Raw genomic sequence first — 25789 nt, 5'->3', positions numbered from 1 at the left:
AACCACATATCGGCCCCCCCCCCCCCCCCCCCCCGGCCCCCCCCGCCCCGCGCCCCCCCCCCCCCCCCCCGGGGGGGGGGGCGGCCCCCCCCCCCCCCCCCCCCCCCCGCCTCGGTCTTTTGACGGAGAAGGCCCCTTGACCCATGGTCCGAAGGGAAAGAAGGTGCACTTGCTGATAGCGTCTACCTGCAAGTTAATTGCAATAAGCAGTCGGAGGGCTCGGCATGGCCATCTACACACTTCCTGAACTTCCGTACGACTACGCGGCGCTCCAGCCGGTGATCGATGCGAAGATCATCGAGCTGCACCACGACAAGCACCACGCGGCGTACGTCAAGGGTGCCAACGACACGCTGGAGCAGCTCGCCGAGGCCCGGGACAAGGACCAGTGGGGCGCGGTCAACGGCCTGGAGAAGAACCTCGCGTTCCACCTCTCCGGCCACATCCTGCACAGCATCTACTGGCAGAACATGACCGGTGACGGCGGCGGCGAGCCCCTGGAGAAGGACGGCGTCGGCGAGCTGGCCGACGCCATCGCCGAGTCCTTCGGCTCCTTCGCCAAGTTCAAGGCGCAGCTGTCCAAGGCGTCGGCCACCACCCAGGGCTCCGGCTGGGGCGTCCTCGCCTACGAGCCGCTCAGCGGCAAGCTGATCGTCGAGCAGGTCTACGACCACCAGGGCAACGTGGGCCAGGGCTCCACCCCGATCCTGGTCTTCGACGCCTGGGAGCACGCCTTCTACCTGCAGTACAAGAACCAGAAGGTGGACTTCATCGAGGCCATGTGGCAGGTCGTCAACTGGCAGGACGTGGCGAAGCGTTACGCCGCCGCCAAGGAGCGCGTCAACGCGCTGCTGCTCGCCCCCTGAGCCCGGCCCTCCCGGAAAGGTCTCCCGGCAAGGCCCCCCGAACGGCCTGCTCGTGATCGTCTTCTCACCCGTGTCACGCGGCAGGCACGGGAAGGCCCCGCGCGGTCGATGCGCGCGGGGCCTTCCTCCATGCTCTCATCCCCGGGCACCCCTGAGGGCCGGTGCGGGGATCAGCCGTGCCCGAACGCCTCGCCCGTCACCGTGAACTCCCGGGCCAGACCCGTCTCATGAAGACGGGCGAACGGCGCGAACGGAACGCCGAGTTCCGATTTCCCGCGGTCGAAGTTCCATGCCTTGTGCACCGCGAAGCGGTAGTCGACGGCCGCCTCACCCGCCGCGTCCACCCGTACCGTGCCCGTCAGCCGGAACTCGACGCAGCGCAGGGCCAGCCACCAGTCGGGGTGCGTCCGACGGGTGATCAGCAGGTCGCGCCAGCCGCTGTCCGCCGGGTACGCGGCGGGCGTCCGCTCGCCCAACGGCCACCGGCCGTCCTCGGCCCACCGCTCGCCCCCGGCCCACCGGTCGAGCGCCTCCGCGCGCCAGCGGGCCAGCTGCTCGTCGACCGCGGCCCGGACGGGCGGCAGGGCCAGCAGCTCGTCGGCGTCGATCCGGCGGACGCCGCCCGTGCCGCGCACGTAGTGCCGCAGCATGCCCGCCGCCCGGCGCAGCCGCAGCGCGGACCACAGGGCCGCCAGCGCCCGGCAGACACCCAGCGTGAGCAGGTCGTACGGGCGTACGGGCAGCTCGGCGTAGGCGGCGTTGCGGCAGGGCGGCTCGGCTTCGGCCCAGCCGCCGTCGCGGCCCAGCGGCCGGGAGAGGTCGGTCTGGCCCATGGTTCGGACCCTAAGGGAGGGGAGGGACGGGCGCGCGCCGACCGGGTTCGGTCGGGGGACCGCCCCTCCGGGATCTCCCGAGGCGGCCCGTGGATCAGTCGAAGATCGGTCCCACCGTCCGCGTCCGCTTGATCTCGAAGAAACCGGGCGTCGAGGCGACCAGCAGGGTGCCGTCCCAGAGCCGCGCCGCCGCCTCGCCCTTGGGGGCGGGGGTGACGACCGGGCCGAAGAAGGCGACCTCCGAGCCGTCCGGGCCGGGTACGGCGATCACCGGGGTGCCGACGTCCTCGCCGACCTTTTCGATGCCGGTCCGGTGCGAGGCGCGCAGCTCCTCGTCGTACGCGTCCGTGTCGGCGGCGTCCGCCAGCGAGGCGGGCAGGCCGGCCTCCTCCAGCGCGGCGACGAGCGTCGCGCGCTCCTGCGGGAGGGCCTGGTGGTGGAAGCGGGTGCCGATCGCGGTGTAGAGGCGGCCGAGCACCTCCTCGCCGTGCTCCTTGGCGGCGGCGACGCACACCCGCACCGGGCCCCAGGCCCGGACCATCATCTCGCGGTACTTCTCGTCCACCTCGTCGAGGCGGTGCTCGTTGAGCACGGCCAGGCTCATCACGTGCCAGCGCACCTCGACGGGTCTGACCTTCTCGACCTCCAGCATCCAGCGGGACGTCATCCAGGCCCAGGGGCAGAGCGGGTCGAACCAGAAGTCGGCGGTGACCTTCTCGGCCTGGGTCTCGGTCTTGGTCTCGGTCATGCGGGGTCTCCTCGGGTCTCCGCGGGTCTCCACGGGAAGCGGGACGGTCTCGGTTGCAACGACGCCGTGCGTGCCATGATTCCTGATGTTCGAAACACGTCGGAGGACAGCCTCGAACGGTTTCGCACGCCGCATACGCAGAAGACGCAAACGCCGCAGAAGACACAGGCGCCGCAGACGAGACGAGGGAGCCCCGCCGTGCCCGGTGAGAACCTGACCCGTGAGGAGGCCCGGCGACGGGCCGAGCTGCTGACCGTGGACGCCTACGAGGTGGCGCTGGACCTGCGGTCCGCGGTGGGTCCGGAGAACCCGGCGGACGGCGGCCCGCGCACCTTCCGGTCGGTCTCCACCATCCGCTTCCGCTGCGCCGAGCCGGGCGCTTCCTCCTTCGCGGACCTCGTCGCCCCCTCCGTCGCCGCCGTGACGCTCAACGGCCGCGCGCTCGACCCCGCCGAGGTCTTCGACGGCACCCGGATCGCCCTGGACGGCCTGGCGGCCGAGAACGTCCTGACCGTCGACGCGCACTGCGCCTACAGCCGGACGGGCGAGGGCCTGCACCGCTTCGTCGACCCCGAGGACGGCGAGGTCTACCTCTACACGCACTACGAACCGGCCGACGCCCGCCGGGTGTTCGCCAACTTCGAACAGCCCGACCTGAAGGCCCCCTACACCTTCACCGTGACGGCCCCCGCCGAGTGGACGGTGATCAGCAACGGCGCCCAGGACGGTCCCGTGGAGCCGGCCGACGACACGGCGGCGACCTGGCGTTTCGTCCCGACGAAGCCGATCGGCACCTACATCACGGCGGTCGTCGCGGGTCCGTACCACGTCGTCCGCGACCACTACAGCCACAAGCTTCCCGACGGCACCACGCTGGAGATCCCGCTCTCCGCGCTCTGCCGCAAGGGGCTGGCCCCGCACTTCGACGCGGACGAGATCCTCACCGTCACCCGGCAGGGCCTGGACTTCTTCCACGAGCACTTCGACTTCCCGTACCCCTTCGGCAAGTACGACCAGGCGTTCGTGCCGGAGTACAACATCGGCGCGATGGAGAACCCGGGCTGCGTCACCTTCCGCGAGGAGTTCATCTACCGCGGCAAGGTGACGGAGGCGGCGTACGAGCGCCGGGCCAACGTGATCCTGCACGAGATGGCGCACATGTGGTTCGGCGACCTGGTGACCATGGAGTGGTGGGACGACCTGTGGCTCAAGGAGTCGTTCGCCGACTTCATGGGCTCGTTCTCGCAGGTCGAGGCCACCCGCTACACCAGCGCCTGGGTCACCTTCGCCAACCAGCGCAAGGCGTGGGCGTACCGGGCCGACCAGCTGCCCTCCACCCACCCCGTCACGGCGGACATCCACGACCTGGAGGACGCCAAGCTCAACTTCGACGGCATCACGTACGCGAAGGGCGCGTCGGTGCTGAAGCAGCTCGTGGCCTACGCCGGGCGGGACGCCTTCCTGGAGGGCGCGCGCCGCTACTTCAAGCGCCACGCGTACGGCAACACGCGCCTGACCGACCTGCTGTCCGTCCTGGAGGAGACCTCCGGGCGCGACATGACCGCCTGGTCGCGGTCCTGGCTGCAGACCGCGGGCGTCAACTCGCTGACGCCGCAGCTGACGTACGACGCCGCCGACCGCGTCACCGAGCTGGCCGTCCTCCAGGAGGCCCCGGCCGGCCACCCCGAGCTGCGTCCGCACCGGGTGGCCGTCGGCCTGTACCGCCGGCACGCCGGCGAGCTGGTCCGGTACGCGCGCGTCGAGGTGGACGTCACCGGGCCGCGCACGGTCGTCCCCGAGCTGCGGGGCGCGGAGCGGCCCGACCTCGTCCTCGTCAACGACGACGACCTGACGTACTGCAAGATGCGTTTCGACGAGCAGTCGCTCGCCACCCTCCGCGGCCACCTGGGCGAGCTCACCGACCCGCTGGCCCGGGCCCTGTGCTGGTCCGCGCTGTGGAACCTCACCCGGGACGGGCTGATGCCGGCCCGCGACTACCTGGACCTGGTGCTGCGCTTCGCGGGCGCCGAGACCGACATCGGCGTCCTCCAGATGCTCCAGCTCTGCGCCGGTACCGCGCTCGCGCACTACGCCGCGCCGGAGTGGCGCGAGCGGGGCGCCGCGGAGCTGGCCCGCGGCGCGCTGAGCGAGCTGCGGCTGGCCGAGCCGGGCAGCGGCCACCAGCTGGCCTGGGCCCGGTTCCTGGCCCGCACCGCCACCACCGAGGCCGACCTCCAGCTGCTGCGCGGGCTGCTCGACGGCACCGCCCGGATCGACGGCCTGGACGTGGACCAGGAGCTGCGCTGGTCCTTCCTGGCCGCCCTGGCCTCGGCGGGCGCGGCCGACAAGGCGCTGATCGACGCGGAACTCGCCCGCGACGACACCGCGTCCGGCCGCCGCCACCACGTCCGCTGCCTGGCCTCGCGCCCGGACCCGGAGGTCAAGGCGGAGGCGTGGGCGACCGTCGTCGAGTCCGACACGCTCTCCAACGCGCTCACCGAGGCCACCCTCGCGGGCTTCGACCAGCCGGGGCAGCGGGAGCTGTTCGCGCCGTACGTGGAGCCGTACTTCGCGGCGCTGGAGCGCGTCTGGCGGGAGCGGTCGATCGAGATCGGCATGGCGATCGTGCGCGGCCTGTTCCCGATGCTCCAGGACGACCGGCGGACCCTGGACCTCACCGACGCCTGGCTCGCGGAGCACGCCGACGCCCCGCCGGCCCTGCGCCGACTGGTGCTGGAGGCGCGGGACGACTTGGCGCGCGCCCTGAAGGCACAGCGGTGCGACGCGGCGGCGTGACCCCTCGCGATCACTTCGGCTCTTCGAACTCCCGTGCATCTGCCCGGAGTTGTCCCCACTTGTCGACGAGCCTGTAACAGGGGTTAAGGAGCGGGCGCGGGGCGGGAATGGGCGGGTCATGAGCTACGAGACCCCCCTCTCCCCGCGCCCGCTCCACCACCTCTCCGACGTCCGCCACCGCGTCCTCACCTCACGGCAGCTGCGCGAGCACGGCGTCCCCTCGTCCACGGTCAACGAGCGCTGCCGCCCCGGCGGTCCCTGGCAGCAGCTGCTGCCAGGCGTCTACCTGCTCCACACCGGGCCCGCCACCAGCGAGGAGCGGCTGCACGCCGCCCTGATGTACACCCGGGCCCGCACCCAGGGCATCCCGGCCCAGGAGCCGCGCGGCGCCCAGGCCGGCGCCCCCTACGGGGAGGCGATGATCACCGGCCTGGCGGCGCTGGCCCTCTACCGCTTCACCAGCGCTCCCCCGCTGCTGCGCATCGACCACATCGACGTCCTCGTCCCCGGCACCCGACGGCTCCGCGAGACCGGTTTCGTCCGTCCCGTGCGCACCCACGCCATCCCCCGGCCCCGGCTGGTGACCGGCGTCCCGGTGGCCCCGGTCGCCCGCGCCGTCACGGACGCCATCACCCGCCTCACCGACCCCGACCAGATCCGCCGGCTCCTCACCGAGGCCGTCCGCGGCGGCCACTGCGAGGCCGCCCGGCTGGTCCGCGAACTCTCCCGGGCCCGGCTGCTGAACCGCCCGCACATCGTGGACGCCGTCGACGTCCTCCTCGCCGAGGGCCGCTCCCTGGCCGAGGACCGCCTCTACGCCATGGTCACCGACCACGCCCTCCCGGCCCCGCTCTGGAACGTCGAACTCCGCCTCCCCGGCGGCCCGTCCCTCGGCCCGGTCGACGCCTACTGGCCCGACCACGGCGTCGTCGTCGAGATCGACGCCCGCGCCCCCCGCCAGGAACCCGACGCCACCTGGACCCGCCAGGCCCAGAAGCGCCACCACCTCGAACACCTCGGCCTCACCGTCGTCCACCTCACCCCCCGCAAACTCCGCGAATCCCCCGACCAGCAGGCCGCCGTCGTCCGCACGGCCCTGGCGACGTCGGTGGAGCGGGGGGCGCGGGGGTACGTGGTGGTGCTGCCGCGGTGACGGTTCGTGGCCGAATGTGATCGACGCCAACTCCCCCGGGGCTCAATTCCTTTGGCTGCCCGATCGAGCGCCTGATAGAGCTGTTCGAGACACCGTGTGCCATACGAGGGTGATGGGGGTGGGTTCGTGAAGTTCGACATGGGACAGGCGACACTGTCCGGCCTGGTCTCGCGGACGCATGGTTCGCACGGCGATCTGGGCCAGTTGATCCAGCAGTTGATCGTGGCTGCCCAGCCGCTGGAAGGGAAGTTCAACGGCGCCGGGCGAGCCGCGTTCGATCAATTCAAGTCACATTCCGAACAGGTCGCCGCGGAGCTCAACAGCGCGCTCAGCGCCATCCTGGGCGGCCAGGCGGGCATGGACACCTCGTTCGGCGAGGGCGACCAGGAGCACGCCGACAACGCGCGCCGGCAGATGGCCGCCGCGAACTTCGACGCGGCGCGGTTCGCGGGCCGCCAGGGAGGCTGACGATGTCGACCACCGACCGTCGAAGCTACGACCTGGGTGCCTCCACGCAGGTGCAGACGACGCTGCACGGGATCATCTCCCGGCTGGAAGCCGTGCTGAACGAGCGGGACACCGCGGTGAAGGCGGCCATGGCCGACTTCCAGGCCGACGGCGTCTCCGAGCAGTACCACGAGAAGGAACTGCGCTGGCAGCGCGCCGCCGCCGAAGTACGCCAGATCATCACACTGCTGCGCTCGACGATGGAGCAGAACGACGCCACGGCGCGGTCCACGCTGGCACGGGCGAAGGCCGCGGTGGACGGGATCGGGTGAGCGCGGCCGGGGGGAGGTGAACCATGTCCGGTTGGGACATCGACGTGAACGGCGTGGACGGCGCGCTGCGGAACACGGCCGAGGCGGCGGCCGCGCTGAAGGACGAACTGGCCGACTACGTCGCCGACATCCAGCATGCGGGAACCAGCGCCGGAACGCTCGCCTACGCCGGAACGCCGGAAAAGGGCGGCAACGGCGGCGCCGGGGGCAGCGCCACGGGCATCATCGCCGGGGCGCTCGGATACTTCGCCCAGCACACCGAGGAGGAGCTGCTGTTCGTCGCGGCCCGCGCGGGCCAGTCGATCAACGGCGCCCACCAGGCGATCTCGGAGTACATCAAGGGCGACCTGACCATGGCCGCCCGCGCCCAGCACGACGCCCTCCGGGCCCCGGACATCAAGGCGCTCATCGCCCGGGCCCGGAAGGGCGGAAGACCGTGAAGCTGCTCGATCCGGCCAACATCCCCGTCTTCACCGGCAACCTGGAACTCCTCGAAAGCTACATCGGCGCGCTGCGCAAGGACGCCGCCCGGCTGCGGGCCACCGGCTCGGACATCCACTCCCGCTTCCAGGGACTGGCGGCCCACTACCGGGCCCCGGAGGCGGAGCAGCTGTTCGCGACGACCCTGCCGGTACGGGAGCGCGCGCACGCCTTCGCCGCGAAGCTGGACAAGGTCGCGGGCGCGCTCTCCGACTACGCGGCGGAGGCCCGTCCGCTCGCCCACAAGCTGGCCGCCCTGTCCCTGGAGGCCGAGACGTTCCTGATGTCGGTCGAGGGCGACGACCGGTGGAAACACGACAGCAAGAAGACCGACCACCACAACCGCATCCTGGACGACATCACGGCCGCCCAAGCGGCCTTCCAGGACGCCGAACGCCGGTGCGCCAGCAAGATCACAGCCCTGGTGGGCGGCCCCCGCTTCGTCACCGACGACGGCACCCACAAGCCGAACATGTACGGCTACGACGCCGAGACGCTCGCACACGCCAAGCTGCCGTGGGGCGACCCGGTGGAGCGCGAGTACGACTGGTACGAGCCGCACTCGATCAAGAGCTTCGCCTGGGACGGCGTGGTCGTCGACGGCATCGGGGGCACCTTCAAGGGCCTGGGCACCCTCGTCGGCGTCGACGGCTGGGACAAGATGGGCCAGGCCTGGTCCGGCCTGGGAAAGACCGCCGTCGGCGCGTTCATGTACGGCTCGGGGGCGTATGAGATCCCCGACGACTACCTCCCCCAGTTCTTCAAGGACTCCAAAAGGGCCGCCCGCGACACGGCCAAGGCCCTCGTCGCCTACGACGAGTGGGACAAGGACCCCGCGCGGGCCGCGGGCGCCGCCTCCTTCAACATCCTCACGACCGCCACCGGCACGGGTGCCCTGGCCAAGGGAGGCGCCGGCGCCGCCGCGAAGGTCGTGAACGCCGTCGGCAAGGCCGGCAGGATCATCGACCCGATGACGTACGTAGCCAAGGGCACCGGCTTCGTCGTCGGCAAGTCCCTCGCCAAACTCTCCACCGCCCTCCCGGCGGCAGGCGACCTGGTCAACACCCTCCGCGACCACCTCCCCGGCACGGAACGCCTCCCCGACGGCTCGGTCCGCCTCCCCGACGCGAGCGTCCTCCCGGGCAGAGCCCGCTACCTCCGGCCGGACGGCGCTCTGGTGGACGTGCGGGGGCGGGGGGTGCGGGGGCACGTTCCAGTGCACACCGAGGCGGGCGGCGCGGAGCTGCGGGGAGCGCAAAAGCTCGAGGGGAAAGTGTCTGCCGACCACGGGCGGCGGATCAGCGCTGAGCACGCGTGGCATCCCGCAGAGAGCCGTCGCCCGACCGATCACGTCACAGCCGACCTCCGGCCGCGTGATCCGGTGCCGACTGGACGGGACCCGGTTCTCCGCGGCGACCACCCCGGCGGACTGGATATCGGGGCTGCAAGCCCAGGGACCCGAGACATTCTCCAGGACACGGGTCGTCACGCGCCTTCCCCTGACGAGCACTTCCCGCACGACGGTGAGCTACGCGACGACCAAGTCCACCCCGGGGCGGACCACCAGCCGGGCGACAATGGAGAGTACGGCCCCGAGGCGGATCAGGCCACACCTCATGACTGGAGTAATCTGGCCAGGAAGACGGATAAGATCGGGGAACCGGCCATCCACTTGGATTCCGTTCACCCCGAGATTGCCAAAGAATTCCTACAGGACCAGTACCCATGGCTGGCAGACCTGAATAATACGGGGCAACACGGATATGTCGACAACTGTTCGCATAACGTCATCACAGTCGACCGCCGCCTCGACGGCGCAGAGGTTTCGGCAGCCCCGCGCCTTCGTCCCGACTGGCCGGACCAAAAAGTTTTGGGCGCAGCAGACAAAGAATATCGCTTCGTTCATGACTATGAAACCCTCATCAAGGAGCTCGCATCTCGAGAAGTGGGGTCTCGCAGCGTTGTCTACATAGGACGCCGGGACGAAACCGCGCATGTCTTCAACGCGGTAAACACAGAACATGGAGTTGTTTTTCTCGACGGCCAGTCCGGAACCTTAGGCCGCCTGGAGCCCGGCGTCGAATACATCGGATATCTCGCTTACCCCAAGCATAAACCTTAGGAGCCATATGCTCTCTCGGAACGAAGCCTACAAGGCCGGCCGACGCTTCTTGCACGAGACACTCTCCGACACGTACGAAATCGTCATCGGCAACGATTCCCTGTCCGAATACCCGAACGCATGGACTATGGTCTTCGACACTCAAGAGCACATCGATACAGGAGATATCAGGAAGGCTCCTCTGTCGAGGATTGTGCTCATTCCGAAGGATGGATCCCCTCTGTGTTTCCGCCCCACCGCATGGTCGCGCGACGAGTGTGAGCACCGTCTGTCCTCCGGCTGGCCCTCCTCCGGAGAGCAGGCCACGTGACCCTCCCCGCCCGTCTCGCCAGCCAGTGGCTGAAATCAGCCTACGGGGGGCTAGTCGAGGTCAGCGCACAGGAACCCGTGTCCGAAAACTCGGCTGCCTGGGAACTTCCCTGCCGAATTAAGAGCCAAACAGAGCGTGGCCGTCCACTGATGCTCACGGCGTCCGTCATCGTCCCTAAAAACGGCGCCACCCCCTTCCATCCTTGCACCAGCAATCCGGCCGAAGATCTGAGAGAATTCGCACAGAACCCGGCCCCCCGAAGCACAGCGTTCCAAGCGACACGAACAAATGTCCGCGGAAGGCTTCTCGCTCTGGATGCAGCTCTGGACGGGGCCAGGGCGACAGCGTTGCCCTGGAACCCCTCCCATGAAGCCCCTGGCTGGTGGGAGAGGCTGCTGCACAAGCACTTTCCATCGGCGGAGGCATCGGCTTGCAAGGACTGGAACGAGGCGATTTCCGCAGTAGCAGGACTCGGCCCTGGAGCCCGCGGAATCGCATGGATCCGGCGCGAGACGAGCGGCATGGAGACGACAGGCCATCTCCTCTACCTGCACAACAATGACGGGCAGGTGATCCTGCTGGACCCAGCGCGCGGCGGTCTCGGAAGCCCTGAATCAGGCAACGTCCGCAACCTGACTCTTGCCCGGTTCAGGAAATCCCCACATGCCGGTTCCTTCCGACCTCGATCCGCAAACGATTTCCCCGCAGCCGTTCAAAAAGCGAAAGAATGGCTGAGGTTCACTTACGGGAACGAAGTCGATCTCGTCGACCCACACCCCGCAGACGAGACGACTCGTGGATGGCTATTCGCATGCAACACCAAACGCTACATCGCAGACAGAGATCCGAAAACAGCCATGCTGGACTCTGCCCTCGTCGTCCCCAAGAACTCCGGTGTACCATTCGGGCTTCCTAACGCCGATCCATGGCGGTGGCTTGACAATTGGGACGCCGGCGCCGGGGGATCTGGAGTCCCGAGTCCCGGAGAAGCGGCGTGGCTCCAACCGACGATGGGCAAGCTAGGCACAGTTCTGTCCTTCTCAGAACACACCCACCAGGCCGCGCTCCTGCGGGAGCTCCAGTCCTTCCCCGTCGGTTCTCGGGCCTTGGTCTGGCTTCGTCGAACCGACGGGCGCGGACGCGAATCGGTCGGGCTCCTGCTGAACGCGTACAAGACTCCGCAAGGCTTGCGGATCGCCGGGGACAGCGCGGGAGCCCTTGAACAGCTCGAAGTACAACGGGTCCATACGATCCACGTGATCAGATACCGTCCGCAGACGGAACCCTGAACACCCGGCTGGGCTGGACACATATATCTGCGGTGGAAATAGGACGGACTGTCCTCGTTCACACGGAAACGGGGCGCGGAACTCTTCATCTCGCTCGATGCCCTCGACGCCGAGGAACCACGCTGAGTCATCGCGGCCAAGCCGTGGCACAGGTCTGCGTGTGATCGTCTGAGGCGTAACAACTCCTACAGCGAAGGAGGCGGTGACAGTGAAGGACTACGACAGCCAGCTGCTCGAGTCCGTCTCCGTGCGGCGGCGGCGGTTGCGGGATGCGTTGTTGTTTGGCGCTCAGCGGGTGCGGCGGACCGCCGATGAGAAGTTCGGGCGGGTGTTCGCGGGGGTCGCGTTGGCCGCTGTGGTGTGTGCGGGGTGTGTGGGGTGGGGGTTTGTGCAGCATGTGATCGCCAAGCAGCGGGAGCAGCAGAGGCAGCAACAGCGGGAACGACCCTTGCCTCAGCCGACTGTGGCGCCGGTGGTACCCGTCGTGCCGACGCCGCCTGTCACGCCGTCCTCTCCGGTGTCACCGAGTGTGGGCCCGACCGTTCCGTCGGTCTCCGCCGTGCCGTCGCGGAGTTCCGGCCCGACGGTCTCCGCGAAGCCGTCGGCGACGACGAAGCCAAAGCCCACGCCCACGCCGACGGCCAAGTCGAAGAAGCCGCGGCCCTCCACGTCACCCTCGGTCAGACCCGTTGTCACACCCCGGTGATAGGTTCAGGCGAGTGGCGAACGTAGGGACGAAGACGAAACTTCGGGCCGCGCCGGGGCGGTTGAGCAGGGTGACGCTCGTCGCCGAGCATCGGCGGGTCGATATCGTTCTGCCCGCCGACGAGCCGATCGGGCGCCTGTTGCCGGACGTCTTACGTCTGTTGGGCGATCGGGTCGACGGTCCGCCCGCCGCGCGGCACTTGATGACCACGGACGGGGCCCTGCTGCCGCAGGAGGGGTCGCTCGCCGAGGCGGGTGTGGCCGACGGGGCGATCCTGCGGCTCGTGCGGATGGAGGACGCGCCGTCGGCGCCTGTCGTGCACGACGTCACGGACGAGGTCGCGGACGATCTCGGGGTGCGAGCGTGGCGTTGGGGGCCGGGCGCCCGGCAGTGGACGGCCGGGGTGGCGGCCGCGGTACTGGCCGCCGTGGCGGCGCTGTTCGCCTGGGGCTCCACGGGAGCCACCGTCGTCGCACCGCCCCTCGCCGGGGCGGCCGTAGTCACCGCACTGCTCGGAGCCGCGGCCGCCGCCCGAGGTGGCGGGCCGCTCGGCACCGCGCTGGTGCTGGTCGCCGGCGAGGTCGGCACGCTGGCCGTCTGGGCCGCCGCCGACGGGCAGGGGTGGTCCTGGGAGGTGCGGCTCGCCGCGGTCGCCGCCGTCTGGGCGTGGGCGCTCGTGCTCCTCGGGTTGCCCAAGGCCCCGTTGGGACGCGGCGGGCTGATCGGCGCGGGTGCCGTCGTCGTCACCACGGCGGTCTGGGAGGGCGTCGCCCTCCTGCAGCCGGACGCGGCCCGCGTGGGCTGCGTCATGGCCGTCGTCTCCGCCGTCGCGCTCGGCGCGCTGCCCCGGGCCGCCCTGATGGCGGCCGGGCTGACCGCGCTGGACGACCGCCGCGCCGGCGGCGCCTCGGTGAGCCGGTACGAGGTGCGGACCGCCCTGGCCGCCGCGCACCGGGGCCTGGTCCTCGCCACGGCGGTCACCGCCGTGTCCGTCACCGCCGGTGGCCTGGTGGCGGTGGCCGGCCGCTTCTCCCCGTGGAGCGTCGCGCTCACCGCCGTGGCCGCCCTCGTCCTGTTCTCCCGGTCCCGGGCCTTCCCGCTGATACCCGAAGTCGTGGCGCTGCTGGCCGGGGCCGGCGTACTGCTGGTGCGGCTGGTGCTGTTGTGGCGGGAGGAGGTCGGGAGTCCCCCGTACGGGCCCATCGCTGCCTTGGCCGCGCTCGCCCTGGTACCCCTCGGGGTGCTGGCGGTCCAGCCGCCGGAGCATGTGCGCGTACGGCTCCGCCGGGCCGCGGACGTGGCCGAGACGCTGGGTCTGGTCGCACTGTTCCCCCTCGCGGTCGGCGAGTTCGGGGTGTTCGAGCGTCTGCTCCACCAGTTCTAGGAGATGGGGATGCCGGCACAGGATTGGCAGAGTGATGTCCTGCGCGAGCTCGGTGGCGCAGTGCCGAGCCGGGCACCCGGCGTCCCCACGGCCCCAGGGCCTACACCCGGCGGCTCCGAAACCCCGGGGCTCACACCCGGCGCCCCCGTGTCCGCAGCCCCAGGGCCCGCGCCCGGCACGCCCGCGACAACCCCGGAACCCCCACCCGTAGGCCCTCCCCCCGCGGCCCCGATGTCCGCGAGCCCTACACCCATGCCCCCTACACCCATGCCCCCTCCGGCCGTCGGCCCCACACCCGCCGAGCCGGCGTTCACCAGCCCCTTCGCCACCGAATCCGTTCCGCCCGGCGCCCACCCCGCCGAGCCGCCACACTCTGCGAAGAGGGAGCCCTTCGCCCCCACCCCGCCCCCGCCACCGGTCCCCACCGCCCTGCTCAAGCCCCGCCCCCGGCACGGCGACCCGGCCGCCCGCCGCGTCGCCCGCGCGCTCCGCCGGCTGACCGGCGCCTCCGTCGCCCGCGAGGTGGAGCACACGGCGCGGATCGCGGAGGCGCTCCAGCAACCGGTCACCACCGGACGGCAGATCGCGGTGACGGGCATCCGGGGCGGCGCGGGCAAGACCACCGTCACGGCCCTCCTCGGCCGGACGTACGCGCACTTCCGGCAGGACCCCGTGCTGATGCTGGAGGCGGATGCCGCGCTCGGCACCCTGCCCGCCCGGCTCGGCGCGCCCGACGTGCGGTGGACCTGCGGCGACCTCGCGCAGATCATCACGCCGTCCATGCAGCTCACCGACCTCACCGGATACCTGGTACAACTGCCCGGCCGCGGCTGGCTGCTGCCCGGCAGCCAGGGCAGGGTGGGTGCCAGGCTGGAGCTGGCCGAGTACCGCGCCGTCATGCTCGCCCTGCGGCGGTACTTCGGGATCACCGTCGTCGACTGCGACTCACTGCCGAGCGAGCTGTCCCGTACGGCGCTGGTGGCCGCCCAGGCCCGGGTCCTCGTCACACCCGCCACCGCCGAGGGCGTGGTGGCCACCCGCGCCGTCCTCGACTGGATGGCGACGCTGCGCCGCGCCGGGCTGCTGCGGCGGACGGTGGTGGTCGTGACGGAAGTGACACCGCACACCGCCGTCGATCTCGATGCCGCCCGCGAGGCGTTGTGCCTCGACGAGGTGTCCGTGCGCGCGCTCCCCTACGACCGGCACCTGGCCGCGGGCGGAGCCGTCAGGACGGAATTGCTCGCCCGGCGCACCCACGACGAGGTCACGGCGCTCGCCGCGGACGTCCTGAGCCGCTCCCTGGACCGAGGCGGGCGACTCGCGTGACCACCCGGATCGTGCACCGCCCCGCCCGCACCACCCGGCCGCCGGCGCCGTTCACGGAACGGGTCGTGGAACCGCCGCCGAACCTCCCGGAGGGCAGGATCGGCGGAGCGCTGCACTCGTTGATGCCGGTGGCGGGCGTGATGAGTTCGGTCGTCATGATGACGGTGATCCGCAACAGCCAGTTCGCGGCGATCGGCGCGCTCGTCCTCGCCGTCACGGTCGTCGGTTCGGTGGGGCTGCTGCTGTCGCAGCGCGGGAAGGCCCAGCGCACCAGGAGGCGCCAGCGGGAGCGGTACCTGGAGTACCTGGAGGGGCTCCGGGAGGAGCTCGTCGCCGAGGAGCGGGCCCACCGGGCCGCCGCCCGGCTGCTCGACCCGGCCCCGGCCGCCCTCCACGACCTGGTGCGCGACCCGGCGCGGCTGTGGGAGCGGCGGCGTACGGATCCGGACTTCCTCAGGGTGCGCATGGGGACGGGGCGGATGCCGGTGCGCACGCTCGTGATCGGTGCTTCGGGGGGCGGCGTGCTGACGCCTCCGGACCCGTTCATGCTCAACGAGGCCGGTGCGCTGGCCCAACGGTTCGGGACCGCCGCGGACCTCCCGCTCACCGTGCCCCTGGACCGGGCCGGCAACGTCAGCGTCGTCGGGGAGCGCCGGGACGTCCTGCGCGTCACCCGCGCGCTGCTCGTCCAGACGGCCGCAGTCCACGCGCCGGACGACGTCGCCCTGGCCCTGGCCTGTCCCCCGGACCGGCTGCCCGACTGGGAGTGGCTCAAATGGCTGCCGCACGTCCTCGATCCGGGGACGCGGGACGGTCCGGTGCCCGCCCGCCGGATCGCCTCCGGACCCGCCGAGCTGGCCCGGCTGCTCCGGGACGAGCTGCGGGACCGCACGGCGTACGCCGCCGAGGCCCGGCGCGGCCTCGCGGGCGCGGACGCCCGGAACCTGCTCGGCCGGATGCTCGTCGTCAGCGACGGGCACGGCGCGGACGCCGTGGAACTCCCCCGGCCCGACGAGACGGTGCCCCTCGGCGAGCTGGGCGTCACCGTTCTGCATCTGGTGTCCGAGCGCGTACAGGAACCCGGGGAGGTTGCCCTGCGCATCACCGTGAACGGCGACCGGGTGCGGGTGGAGGATCTCCGGGCGCCGGGCGCGCCCGCCGGCACCGGCGGCGTCGATCCCGTGTCCGCCGCCGAGGCCGAGGGGCTCGCCCGGACGCTGGCCCCGATCCGCCTGTCCGCCGAGTCCGCCGTCGACGCGCCGCTCGCCGGGGCCGTCGACTTCACCGGCCTGCTGGGGCTCGACGATCCGGCCGCTCCCGACCCGCGCGTGCTGTGGCGGCCGCGGAGCGAACGGGCCTTCCTGCGCGTGCCCATCGGGGTCGACGACGCCGGCGAGCCCGTGCTGCTCGACCTCAAGGAGTCGTCGGAGTTCGGCATGGGCCCGCACGGGCTCTGCGTGGGGGCGACCGGTTCGGGCAAGAGCGAGCTGCTGCGCACCCTGGTGCTCGGGCTGGTCTCCTCCCATCCTCCGGAGGACCTGGCCCTGGTCCTCGTCGACTACAAGGGAGGCGCCACCTTCGCCCCGTTCGCCGGCCTGCCGCACGTCGCCGGGGTCATCACCAACCTGGAGCACCGCACGGGGCTGGTGGAGCGGGTGCACACCTCGCTCGCCGGTGAGGTGCGCCGCCGCCAGCAGGTGCTGCGGGACGCGGGCAACCTGGCCGACATCGGGCAGTACCGGGCGGCGCGGTGCTCCCGGACCGAACTGGAGCCGATGCCGCATCTCTTCGTGATCATCGACGAGTTCGGGGAGCTCCTCACCGAACGTCCGGACTTCGGCGACCTCTTCCTCTCCATCGGCCGCATCGGCCGGTCCATCGGCGTCCACTTGCTGCTCGCCAGCCAGCGCATCGAGAGCGGGAAGCTGAAGGGGCTGGAGACCTACCTCTCCTACCGGCTGGGCCTCCGCACGTTCTCCGCCGAGGAGAGCCGGACGGTGCTGGACACTCCCGACGCGTTCCGGCTGCCGCCCCTCCCCGGGTTCGGTTACCTCAAGGTCGACACGAGCGTGTACCGGCGGTTCAAGGCGGGCTTCGTCTCGGGTCCGTACCGGGGTCCGGCCGTCCTGGACGCGGACGAGGCCGGGCCGGTGGTCCGCCCCTACCCCGCTGTCAACGCCCCCGAGGAGCCACCGGCCGTGCCGGGCGAGCCTCCCGAGCGCCACCGCGCGCCCGGCCCCACGCCGATGTCGGTGCTGGTGGACCGCCTGCGAGACGCCGCGCCGCCCACCCGCGCGGTCTGGCTGCCGCCCCTGCCGGCCACCGTGCCGCTCGACGCCTGCGCCCCGCCGCCCGCCGACGGCCTCCGCCCTGATGCCCATGACGGGCCGATGAGGGTACCGCTCGGGCTGCTCGACGATCCGGCGCGGCAGCGGCAGGGCCGCTGGGTCCTCGATCTGACGGTCTCCGGCGGGCACGCCGCCGTCATCGGCGGCCCGCAGTCCGGCAAGACGACGCTGCTGCGCTCGCTGGTGCTGTCGCTGGCCCTGACACACACCCCGCGCGACGTCGCCGTGTACGGACTCGACCTGGCGGGCGGCGGCCTGTCGGCGCTCGCCGGACTCCCCCACGTGGGCGGTGTGGCGGGGCGCGCGGACACCGAGCGCGTCGCCCGTACGGTCGAGGAGGTGCGCCTGATGCTCGACGAACGGGCGGATCTCTTCCGCGCGCACGGCATCGACTCCGTGGAGCACCTGCGCGAACTCCGGGCCCAGGGCGCGCTGTCCGAGCTGTCCTCCACCGAGGTCTTGCTGGTCGTCGACGGATTCGGCACCCTGCGCGACGGATTCGGCGGCCCGTTCGACGCGCTTGAGGACGCGGTGACGGACATCCTCAAGCGCGGCGGCGGCTACGGCGTGCACGTCGTCGCGTCGATGCTCCGCTGGAACGATGTACGCATCGCCACCCAGGCGGCTTTCGGCACCCGGATCGAGCTGCGGCTGAACGATCCGGGCGACAGCGGAATCGACCGGAGGCTCGCCACGTCCCTGGTCCCGGACGAGCCGGGCCGGGCGCTCACCGACGGCAAGTTGTTCGCCCAGACCGCCCTGCCCCGCCTCGACGCTCGGGCCACGACGGCCGGCTTGGCGGCCGCCCTCGAACAGGCGGTGGCGACGATCCGGGCGGCGTGGCCCGGCGAGGGCGTACGGCGGGTGCGCGTCCTCCCCACCCGCCTCTCCGCGGCGGAACTCCCCTCCCCGGCGGAGGAGCCGTTCCGGATACCCCTCGGGATCGACCAGGCGGCGCTGCGCCCGATCTCCCTCGACCTGTTCGGGGCCGACCAGCACCTGCTCGTCCTCGGCGACGGCGAGTGCGGGAAGACGAACCTGCTGCGGCTGGTCGCCCAGGGGCTGATGGCACGCCGGAACGACGAGGAGATCGTCTTCGCGGTGATGGACCCGCGCCGCGGTCTGCACACCGTCGTCCCTGAGTCCTACCGCGGCGGATACGCGACGAACCCGCGCGTCTGCGAAGGGCTTTCGTCCGTCATCGCCACCGAGCTGGAGAAACGGATGCCCGACGGGACGCAGCCGGCCGAACCCGCCGGCGGGCACCCGGGGCCGAAGATCGTCGTCCTCGTGGACGACTACGACGCCCTCGCGGCGGCCGGGCAGCAGCCGCTCGCACCCTTCCTGCCGTTCGTCCCCGCCGCGGTGGACATCGGGCTGCACTTCGTCGTGGCCCGCCGGGTGGCCGGTGCCTCCCGCGCCCTGTACGAGCCGTTCCTGATGGCCCTCCGGGAGAGCGGCGCCACGGCCCTGGTGATGGCGGGCGACCGGCAGGAGGGTCAGCTGTTCCCCGGGGTCCACGCCGCTCCGCAGCCGCCGGGGCGGGGGTTCCTGGTGCGCCGGGGCGTGGCGGCCCAATTGGTCCAGACGGCCCTGGCGGACGGAGAACCCGCGTGACGAAGGACGTGATCGCCCTCACCGAGCGGATGCCGGACCCGTGGAGCCTGACGGCGGCCCTGCTGGCGGGCGGCCCGGAGCCCGGGGTGCGGACGGCCGGGCAGGGGGCGGTGCTCCAGCTCTGCGACCGGGACGGCGCCCCGCTGGTCTCGGTGGAGGCACCGCTGGAGATGCGGGTGCGGGGCGAGGCCGAGCGGCTGCTCGGGGTCCCCCTGGGCGACGGCACCGGCTGGTGGACCGAGATCCGGGCCGCCACGGGCGTCCCCGGGGCGGAGCGGCTGGCGGGCGCGGTGGCGGCCCGGCTCACCGGGCTGCTGGGCGGCGCGGTGTGGCCGCCGGACGTCCGGACGGAGGACGGCCTAGTCGACGTCTCGGACGTCGCCCCCACGGAGCCTCCGGAACTCCCGGCCGTGGACGTGCTGACCGAACAGGCCGCGGTGATCCTCCAGGACCGTCCACTGGTCGCCATGAGCAGCCGACTGTCCGAAGCGCTGCGCACCTCGGCTGACGCCGACCGGGGCCTCCAGATCGTCACTCCGGGCGAAAGCCGGCTCTCCCTGCCCACCCGCACGCTCCTCACCGGGCCGCCGATCCGCTGGGTGGTGCGGGACGAACGGTGTGGTTACTACGACGGGCTGTCCGGGGCGGTGCTCCAGTGGCGGGACGGCGCCTTCGCACCCGCCGCCGACGCCCAGGGGAGAACCCTGGTCGCCGAGGCGTTCCGGGAAGTCGGACACGGCGGTGAGCGGCAGCTCGTGGTCGCGTTCCGCACCGCCCTCCCCGCCACCGAGGACCTCGTCCTCGGCGGTGGTGTGGAGGCCGCCTGGCGGACGCTCACCGGCGCGCCCCCGGCTGGCTGGGGTTCCGCCGAACCGGCGGGCCTCCCGTGGTCCCGCGACGAGCTGACGTCGCTGGCGCGCCGCCGCACCCCGCGCCCCACCTGGCTCGTCGTGGTGGGCACGGCGGACCGCCCGGGCATCGCCACGCTGCGCGTGGACCGTACGCCGGAGGGCGTCGCGGAGGAGGTGACCCTGGCCCTCGGGTACGGGCCGGGCGAACGGCCGCCGGTGGACGCGCTGCCGGGACTGGCCGACACCCTGGCGTCCCGGCTGGGGCTGCGCTCCCTCCTCTGCCAACTGCGGTCGGCGCGACGGGACCTGAGCGTGCCGCCGCGGTTCGAAGCGCCGCCCGTGCCCCTCGCCTTCGCGCTCGGCCCCGAGGGCGTCCGCGACATCGGGCTCGCCCGCGCCGCCCGCCCGCCGCTGGCCGGCTCCCCGCTCCGCGTCGGCCCGGCCGGGCGGCCCGGCCTGTACTACCCGCTGGGCGACGGCTCGTCGCACGGGGACGGGTGGAGTGCCCTGGACCGGCTGACGCGGCACCTGCGGGGAGCCGCGCCCGTCACCGCTTGAGCAGCAACTCCGTGTTCCGGTCCGTCGCTTCGCCCACCAGGGTGGGGTCGTTGCCCGGGGCGTTGAAGGCGAGTTCGCGGTAGAGGGCGGCGAGGCCCGTCTGGGAGAGGTCGTGGTAGTCGGTGCGGTGGGGGGCCGCGGATTCGATGAGGGTGGTGTAGAGGGAGATCGTGCCGTCGCGGTTGTCGGTGATCTCGATGACGCGGGCGAGCTGCGGGTAGTCGACGTGGGAGGCGGTGGCGATCTCCCAGAAGGTGCCGCGGGGGCGGATGCGGTTGCGGTGGCTGTGGCCGTTGATCCAGGCGAGGACGTTCTTGTGGCGCTGGAGGAGGGCGATCATCTCGTCGCCGCCGTGCCGCTGCTCGTTGGGGCGGGCGGGGTCGGGGACGGTGTTGTTCATGCTCCAGCTGGGGTGGTGGCTGAAGACCAGGGCGTACTCGTCGCGGTGGGCCTTGAGGGTGCGGTCCAGCCAGTCGAGCTGGGCGGTGCCGATGGAGCCCTGGTAGTGGCCGCCGGGGTCGGTGGAGTCGAGGCTGATGCCGACGACCCGGTCCGAGACGCGGAAGCTGTAGTAGAGGTTGCCGGAGTCGAGGTTGTCCTTGGTGTAGCCGTGGCCGACCGGGCCGCGGCCGGTGTACCGGCGGTCCAGGTGCAGGGCGACGTACTGACGCTGCGTCAGGGGTACGCGCCGGGCGTCCGGGGTGACGCTGCGGAGCTCCTTCTTGTGCTTGCGCAGCAGTTCCTCTATGCGCTTGCCCTTGGGGTCGGCGCCGTGCAACTCCCCGTCCATCAGCCACTTCGCCTCGTCGGCGGAGATGGTGTACAGCTTCTTGCCGCCCACGGCGACATCGGTGATGAACGAGCCCGCCGCCGGGTAGCAACCGCCGGAGAGCAGGTCGTGGTTGCCGAAGGTGGAGTACCAGGGGATGTTCAGACCGGGGCTGTTGACGCTCCGCATGGCGGCGTCGAGGTAGCCGGGGATGCGCGGGTAGCCGACGGCCTTGTCCTGGTCGCGGAGGGAGCTCTCGGGGTGCCAGTAGAGCTTGAGGCCGCTGTTCTGGACGCCCTCGTAGCGGCGCGGGTCGCCGGTGTTGGGGTTCATCCGGCCGCCGCTGAGGGCGGTGAGGAACCACTCGGCCTCGATCTTGGCGTTTTCGTCGCCGTTGTCGCCGGTGGTGACGACGAAGCGGAGCGGGGTGCCGGTGGCCGGGCCGCGGCGCAGCTTGTTGACGCGTTCGACGAGCGAGGCCACGCCGGGCAGGGTGAGCGCCTCGTGCGGGCGCCAGGCGCCCTCGCCGCCTGCGCGGAAGAACTCGTAGCGCAGCGGGTGTTGGACGTCCGTCAGGTGCAGGTCGGTGAACTGCACGAACGACGCGAGCGTGGTGCGCCGCCGGGTGCGGTCGGCGCGCGCGGCGGCCAGCTCCGTACGGACGACGCGGGGCCAGCCGGGGCCGTCGCCGAGCCGCTTGTACTTTCCGGTGCCGCGCGGGGTGGCGACGGAGGCGAGCGTGGTGCCGGCGCCCGTCGGGGCGGCCGTCATGGTCTCGGCGCCGGCCGTTTCCGGGGCCTGACCGGGCGTTTCCGGGGTCTGGCCGGCCGTCCCGGGGGTGTGCGGGACGGGCTCGTCGGCGGCGGCCGAACCGGCGGCGCCCAGGGCGAGGCCGGTGCCGACGGCGCCCGCGGCGGCCAGGAACCCGCGGCGGTCGAAGTGCGAGGCTGATCTGCCGGATCTGCTGTGCATGGCGGTCTCCCCGAGTGCGAACGCGAATGCGAGCGGAGGTGCAGGCGGTCTGCGGCTGCTGTCACCGAGGATCGTTGGCAGCGCGCATGACCTGGGCGTGAACAGGACGGCAACGGTCGCCGCCGATCACCTCACATCGATCTTGGCTACTGCAAGCGACATAGAGGACTCGTCCCCTGGAACGCCGGACCTCACCCAGCGTTCACCCGACAGGGATAGCGTCCCCGAAAACCCTATGGCCCCGCCGGTCCCGCTGTACTCCGTTTGCCCTGAATGGCTGAACCGTGGACCCCCGTCCCTCGTCCCTCAGGGGAACCTCTGGGGAACGCCCTGCGAACGGTTCACGGCCTCCGTCCCACTTCCTCCCACTGTGCCCGCTGGCGGGTTTACGCCATCTTTATTTTCCCTCCCTGGCAACTCTCCCCAAAAGCCCGTCACTTCCATAAAAGTGAGCCCCCATCCGGTTCCGATATCCGGACCTGCCGTCGGCAGCCGTTCACTCACCAGCCAGGGATGTCCATGAACACCCCCACATCTCGCCACGCGTCCCGCGGCGGCGCGAGACGCGCGTCCCGAATAGCCGTCGCCGCCGCCGCGGCGGTGGCACTCGCCGCTACGGGCGCGGCACCCGCCTTCGCCGACGGGCCGCAGCCCCCGGCCGCGACGCCGGCCCCGGGTCCGGTCAAGCCGGCCGACCCCGAGAAGGACAAGCTCGGTTCGCACGGCGCGGACCTGCTCGCCAAGGCCAAGTCCGCGGGCGAGCGGACCGTCACCATGATGATCGCCACCGCCCCCGGCCAGACGGAGCAGATCGCCGGGAAGCTCGACTCCGTCCCGGGCGCCTCGGTGGGCAAGGAGTACGACAAGCTCGGCTACGTCCGGGCGACCGTGCCCACCGCCAAGGCCGACGCCGTGATCGCCGAGGCGCAGAAGCTGTCGTCGGTGCACGGCATCGACCTCAAGCAGGAGATCAAGCTTCCCGACCCGACGCCGCGCGGTGACGCGGTGGCGGGCGCCAAGGGGCCGAAGAGCCGCTCCTACCCGGCGCCCGGAAAGCGGACCCCGGCCAAGAACCCGTACCAGCCGGCCTTCGAGACCGGCGCCGTGGACTTCGTCGAGGACCACCCCAAGGCCGACGGCCGGGGCGTCACCATCGGCGTCCTGGACTCGGGCGTGGACCTGGCCCACCCCGCGCTGCAGAAGACCACCACCGGCGAGCGCAAGATCGTCGACTGGGTGACGTCCACCGACCCCCTGGCGGACGACGACGGCACCTGGCTGCCGATGACGCAGGACGTCTCCGGCCCGTCCTTCTCCTTCAACGGCCGCACCTACACCGCTCCCGCGGGCTCCTACCAGGTGGCCCTGTTCCGCGAGAGCGTGACCGCCGGCGGCGACATGAAGGGCGACCTCAACCGGGACGGCGACACCACCGACTCCTGGGCCGTCCTCTACGACAAGGCCAAGGGCACGGTCCGCGTCGACCTCGACGACGACGGTGACTTCCGGAACGACGCCGAGATGAAGCCGTACAAGGACGGCTACCAGGTCGGCTACTTCGGCAAGGACGACCCGAAGACCGCCATCGCCGAGCGCATCCCGTTCGTCGTGCAGGTCCGCAAGGACGTCCCGATGGACCCGAAGGGCGGGAGCTGGGTCGGCAAGAAGGCCGACTTCGTCAACATCGGCGTCATCGAGTCGGAGCACGGCACGCACGTCGCGGGCATCACCGCGGCCAACGGCCTGTTCGGCGGGAAGATGAGCGGCGCCGCCCCCGGCGCGAAGATCGTCTCCTCGCGCGCCTGCACCTGGAGCGGCGGCTGCACCAACGTCGCGCTCACCGAGGGCATGATCGACCTGGTCGTCAACCACGGCGTCGACATCGTCAACATGTCGATCGGCGGCCTGCCGGCCCTCAACGACGGCAACAACGCCCGCTCCGAGCTCTACACGCGCCTCATCGACACCTACGGCGTGCAGCTCGTCATCTCGGCGGGCAACAGCGGCCCCGGCGCCAACACCATCGGCGACCCCGGCCTGGCCGACAAGGTCCTCAGCGTCGGCGCCTCCGTCTCCAAGGAGACCTGGGCCGCCAACTACGGGTCCGAGGTGCGGACGAAGTACGCGATGATGCCGTTCTCCTCCCGCGGCCCGCGCGAGGACGGCGGTTTCGCGCCGATCATCACCGCCCCCGGCGCGTCGGTCAACACCACGCCGACCTGGGAGCCGGGCGCGCCCGTCGCCGAGTCCGGCTACGACCTGCCCCCGGGCTACGGCATGCTCCAGGGCACCTCGATGGCCTCCCCGCAGGCCGCGGGCGCTTCGGCACTGCTGATCTCGGCCGCCAAGCAGCAGGGGATGAAGCTCACCCCCGCCGACCTGCGCACGGCCCTCACCAGCACCGCCAAGAAGATCAAGGGCTTCCAGGCGTACGAGCAGGGCTCCGGCCTGATCGACATCAACGAGGCGTGGAGCGCGCTGCGCCACAAGGCCACCGCCCACGAGTACACGGTCAAGGCCCCGGTCTCCACCGCCCTCTCCGGCTCCCTGAAGACCCCGGGCTTCGGCACCGGCGTCTACGACCGCGAGGGCGGCCTCAAGGCGGGCGAGTCGAAGACGTACGACATCACCGTCACCCGCACCTCCGGCCCGGACAAGGACGTCTGGCACGAGCTGAAGTGGCGCAACAACGACGGAACGTTCAAGCTCGCGAGCCGTGACGAGGTCCGGCTGCCGCTGAACAAGCCCGTCACCGTCAAGGTCACGGCGAAGCCGAAGTCGGCGGGCATCCACAGCGCGATCCTCACCGTGGACGACGACCGCACCGAGGGCATCGACAAGCAGATCATGACGACGGTCGTGGTCTCGGAACCGCTGGCCGCCCCGGCCTACCGGGTCGCGAAGAGCGGTACGGCCCAGCGCAACGCCACCACCTCGTACTTCGTGACCGTGCCCAAGGGCGCCAAAACGCTGGAGATCGCGATGAGCGGTCTGGCGAAGGACAGCCAGACCCGGTTCATCGCCATCAACTCCTACGGCGTCCCGGTCGACCCGACCACCACGACCAACTGCTACCCCAACTACAACAACCCGGCCAACGCCTGCCGCCCGGACGTGCGCTCGTACGCCAACCCGCTGCCGGGCGTCTGGGAGATCGAGGTCGAATCGCGGCGCACCTCGCCGCTGCTGGACAACCCCTACACGGTGACCGCCACCGTGCTGGGCGCCTCCTTCGACCCGGCCGTGCAGAAGGTGAAGGAGGCGAAGGTCGGCACCCCGGCCACCGTCACCTGGAAGGCGAAGAACGACTTCGCCCAGATCGACGGCAAGCTCCAGGGCGGCCGCCTCGGCTCGTCCAAGGTCGCCCGCCAGCAGATCGGCAAGGGCCAGAAGCAGACGTCCAAGGTCACCATCGGTGAGGGCGTCACCCGCTTCGAGGCCGCCATCGGCGGCGCCGCCGACCCCAAGGCCGACCTCGACCTCACCGTCTACAAGGACGGCAAGCCGGTCGGCTCCTCCACCAGCGGCGGCTCCGACGAGCAGGTCGTCCTGACCAAGCCCGCCCCGGGCGAGTACACGGTCGAGGTCACCGGCTACGAGGTGCCCTCCGGCACCACGGCCTACGACTACCGGGACGTCTACTTCGCCCCCTCCCTGGGCGAGGTCAAGGTCCCGGCGGGCCAGAGCGTCAAGCTCGGCAACGGCCAGTCCGCCCAGGTCACGGCCGACGTCGTGGTCGCCGGCGCGGCCCCCGAGGGCCGGACGTTCTCCGGCGAGGTCCAGCTCGTCAACGAGCGCGGGACGGTCGCGGGGACCGGGAGCGTGACGATCGAGAAGGTCGTTTCCTGATCGGTCGGTGATGTTCTGGATGGGCGGGCGTCC

The 25789-nt window shown here is 71.6% G+C and carries 17 protein-coding genes and 1 pseudogene; 14 read left to right on the top strand and 4 right to left on the bottom strand.

The features are described 5' to 3' along the window. The first annotated feature begins 224 nt into the window (after positions 1-224). Positions 225-866 (top strand): superoxide dismutase, encoded by a 642-nt coding sequence (locus tag ACH4PU_RS29800; RefSeq protein WP_185944951.1) that lies wholly within the window; start codon positions 225-227, stop codon positions 864-866. Between the two features lie 170 nt (positions 867-1036). Here the strand turns inward: ACH4PU_RS29800 and ACH4PU_RS29795 are convergent, their stop codons facing one another. Both ACH4PU_RS29795 and ACH4PU_RS29790 read right to left on the bottom strand, forming a co-directional pair. Further along, on the bottom strand, positions 1037-1699 hold the full coding sequence (locus tag ACH4PU_RS29795) for a hypothetical protein (protein WP_398278712.1): 663 nt from the start codon (positions 1697-1699) through the stop codon (positions 1037-1039). 94 nt (positions 1700-1793) lie between these two features. Continuing rightward, positions 1794-2447, bottom strand: coding sequence for a DsbA family protein (locus ACH4PU_RS29790; protein WP_398278709.1), 654 nt, complete (start codon positions 2445-2447; stop codon positions 1794-1796). A gap of 198 nt (positions 2448-2645) precedes the next feature. On the opposite strand from ACH4PU_RS29790, the gene pepN reads away from it, so the two are divergent. The 8 genes and pseudogenes from pepN to ACH4PU_RS29750 all read left to right on the top strand — a co-directional run. Further along, a complete protein-coding gene (gene pepN, locus ACH4PU_RS29785; RefSeq protein ID WP_398278706.1) occupies positions 2646-5243 on the top strand; it encodes an aminopeptidase N in 2598 nt (865 codons plus the stop codon). 118 nt (positions 5244-5361) lie between these two features. After that, complete coding sequence (locus tag ACH4PU_RS29780; protein WP_398278703.1) at positions 5362-6396, top strand: hypothetical protein; 1035 nt, start codon at positions 5362-5364, stop codon at positions 6394-6396. Between the two features lie 126 nt (positions 6397-6522). Further along, positions 6523-6864: a hypothetical protein gene (locus ACH4PU_RS29775; RefSeq protein WP_398278700.1), complete on the top strand. Its 342-nt coding sequence runs from the start codon at positions 6523-6525 to the stop codon at positions 6862-6864. A 2-nt stretch (positions 6865-6866) separates the two neighbouring features. Then, the gene (locus ACH4PU_RS29770) at positions 6867-7175 is read left to right on the top strand and encodes a pore-forming ESAT-6 family protein (RefSeq protein WP_398278698.1); all 309 of its coding nucleotides are present in this window, start codon (positions 6867-6869) and stop codon (positions 7173-7175) included. Positions 7176-7198: 23 nt separating this feature from the next. Continuing rightward, on the top strand, positions 7199-7615 hold the full coding sequence (locus tag ACH4PU_RS29765) for a DUF6507 family protein (RefSeq protein ID WP_398278695.1): 417 nt from the start codon (positions 7199-7201) through the stop codon (positions 7613-7615). Beyond that, positions 7612-9777 (top strand): toxin glutamine deamidase domain-containing protein, encoded by a 2166-nt coding sequence (locus tag ACH4PU_RS29760; RefSeq protein WP_398278692.1) that lies wholly within the window; start codon positions 7612-7614, stop codon positions 9775-9777. The genes ACH4PU_RS29765 and ACH4PU_RS29760 overlap by 4 nt, the downstream gene beginning before the upstream one ends. 306 nt (positions 9778-10083) lie before the next feature. After that, complete coding sequence (locus tag ACH4PU_RS29755) at positions 10084-11376, top strand: YrhB domain-containing protein (RefSeq protein WP_398278689.1); 1293 nt, start codon at positions 10084-10086, stop codon at positions 11374-11376. Between the two features lie 202 nt (positions 11377-11578). Further along, positions 11579-11836, top strand: a pseudogene (locus tag ACH4PU_RS29750) (hypothetical protein); the annotation flags it as partial. On the opposite strand, the gene ACH4PU_RS29745 reads toward ACH4PU_RS29750, so the two are convergent. After that, positions 11830-12072 (bottom strand): hypothetical protein, encoded by a 243-nt coding sequence (locus ACH4PU_RS29745; protein WP_398278731.1) that lies wholly within the window; start codon positions 12070-12072, stop codon positions 11830-11832. The pseudogene ACH4PU_RS29750 and the gene ACH4PU_RS29745 overlap by 7 nt on opposite strands. 23 nt (positions 12073-12095) lie before the next feature. On the opposite strand from ACH4PU_RS29745, the gene ACH4PU_RS29740 reads away from it, so the two are divergent. The 4 genes from ACH4PU_RS29740 (at position 12096) to ACH4PU_RS29725 (ending at position 20166) form a co-directional block, all read left to right on the top strand. Next, entirely contained in the window at positions 12096-13466 is a 1371-nt protein-coding gene (locus ACH4PU_RS29740; RefSeq protein WP_398278686.1) for an EsaB/YukD family protein, read from the top strand. A gap of 267 nt (positions 13467-13733) precedes the next feature. Further along, positions 13734-14792, top strand: coding sequence for a type VII secretion protein (locus ACH4PU_RS29735; protein WP_398278683.1), 1059 nt, complete (start codon positions 13734-13736; stop codon positions 14790-14792). After that, positions 14789-18757: a type VII secretion protein EccCa gene (eccCa, locus tag ACH4PU_RS29730; RefSeq protein WP_398278679.1), complete on the top strand. Its 3969-nt coding sequence runs from the start codon at positions 14789-14791 to the stop codon at positions 18755-18757. Before ACH4PU_RS29735 ends, eccCa begins: the two co-directional genes overlap by 4 nt. Beyond that, the gene (locus ACH4PU_RS29725; protein ID WP_398278676.1) at positions 18754-20166 is read left to right on the top strand and encodes a DUF6177 family protein; all 1413 of its coding nucleotides are present in this window, start codon (positions 18754-18756) and stop codon (positions 20164-20166) included. The genes eccCa and ACH4PU_RS29725 overlap by 4 nt, the downstream gene beginning before the upstream one ends. Here ACH4PU_RS29725 and ACH4PU_RS29720 read toward each other — a convergent pair. Beyond that, positions 20156-21907, bottom strand: a complete 1752-nt coding sequence (locus tag ACH4PU_RS29720) for a TIGR03767 family metallophosphoesterase (RefSeq protein WP_398278673.1) — start codon at positions 21905-21907, stop codon at positions 20156-20158. The genes ACH4PU_RS29725 and ACH4PU_RS29720 overlap by 11 nt on opposite strands. A 519-nt stretch (positions 21908-22426) precedes the next feature. On the opposite strand from ACH4PU_RS29720, the gene ACH4PU_RS29715 reads away from it, so the two are divergent. Continuing rightward, the gene (locus ACH4PU_RS29715; protein WP_398278670.1) at positions 22427-25756 is read left to right on the top strand and encodes a S8 family serine peptidase; all 3330 of its coding nucleotides are present in this window, start codon (positions 22427-22429) and stop codon (positions 25754-25756) included. Positions 25757-25789: the final 33 nt, after the last annotated feature.

Origin of the sequence: Streptomyces sp. NPDC021100 (genome assembly GCF_044333095.1) — a bacterium.
Classification (GTDB): Bacteria; Actinomycetota; Actinomycetes; order Streptomycetales; family Streptomycetaceae; genus Streptomyces.
Note: the sequence above shows the minus strand (reverse complement) of the source record. Positions and strands in the feature narration are given on the sequence as shown.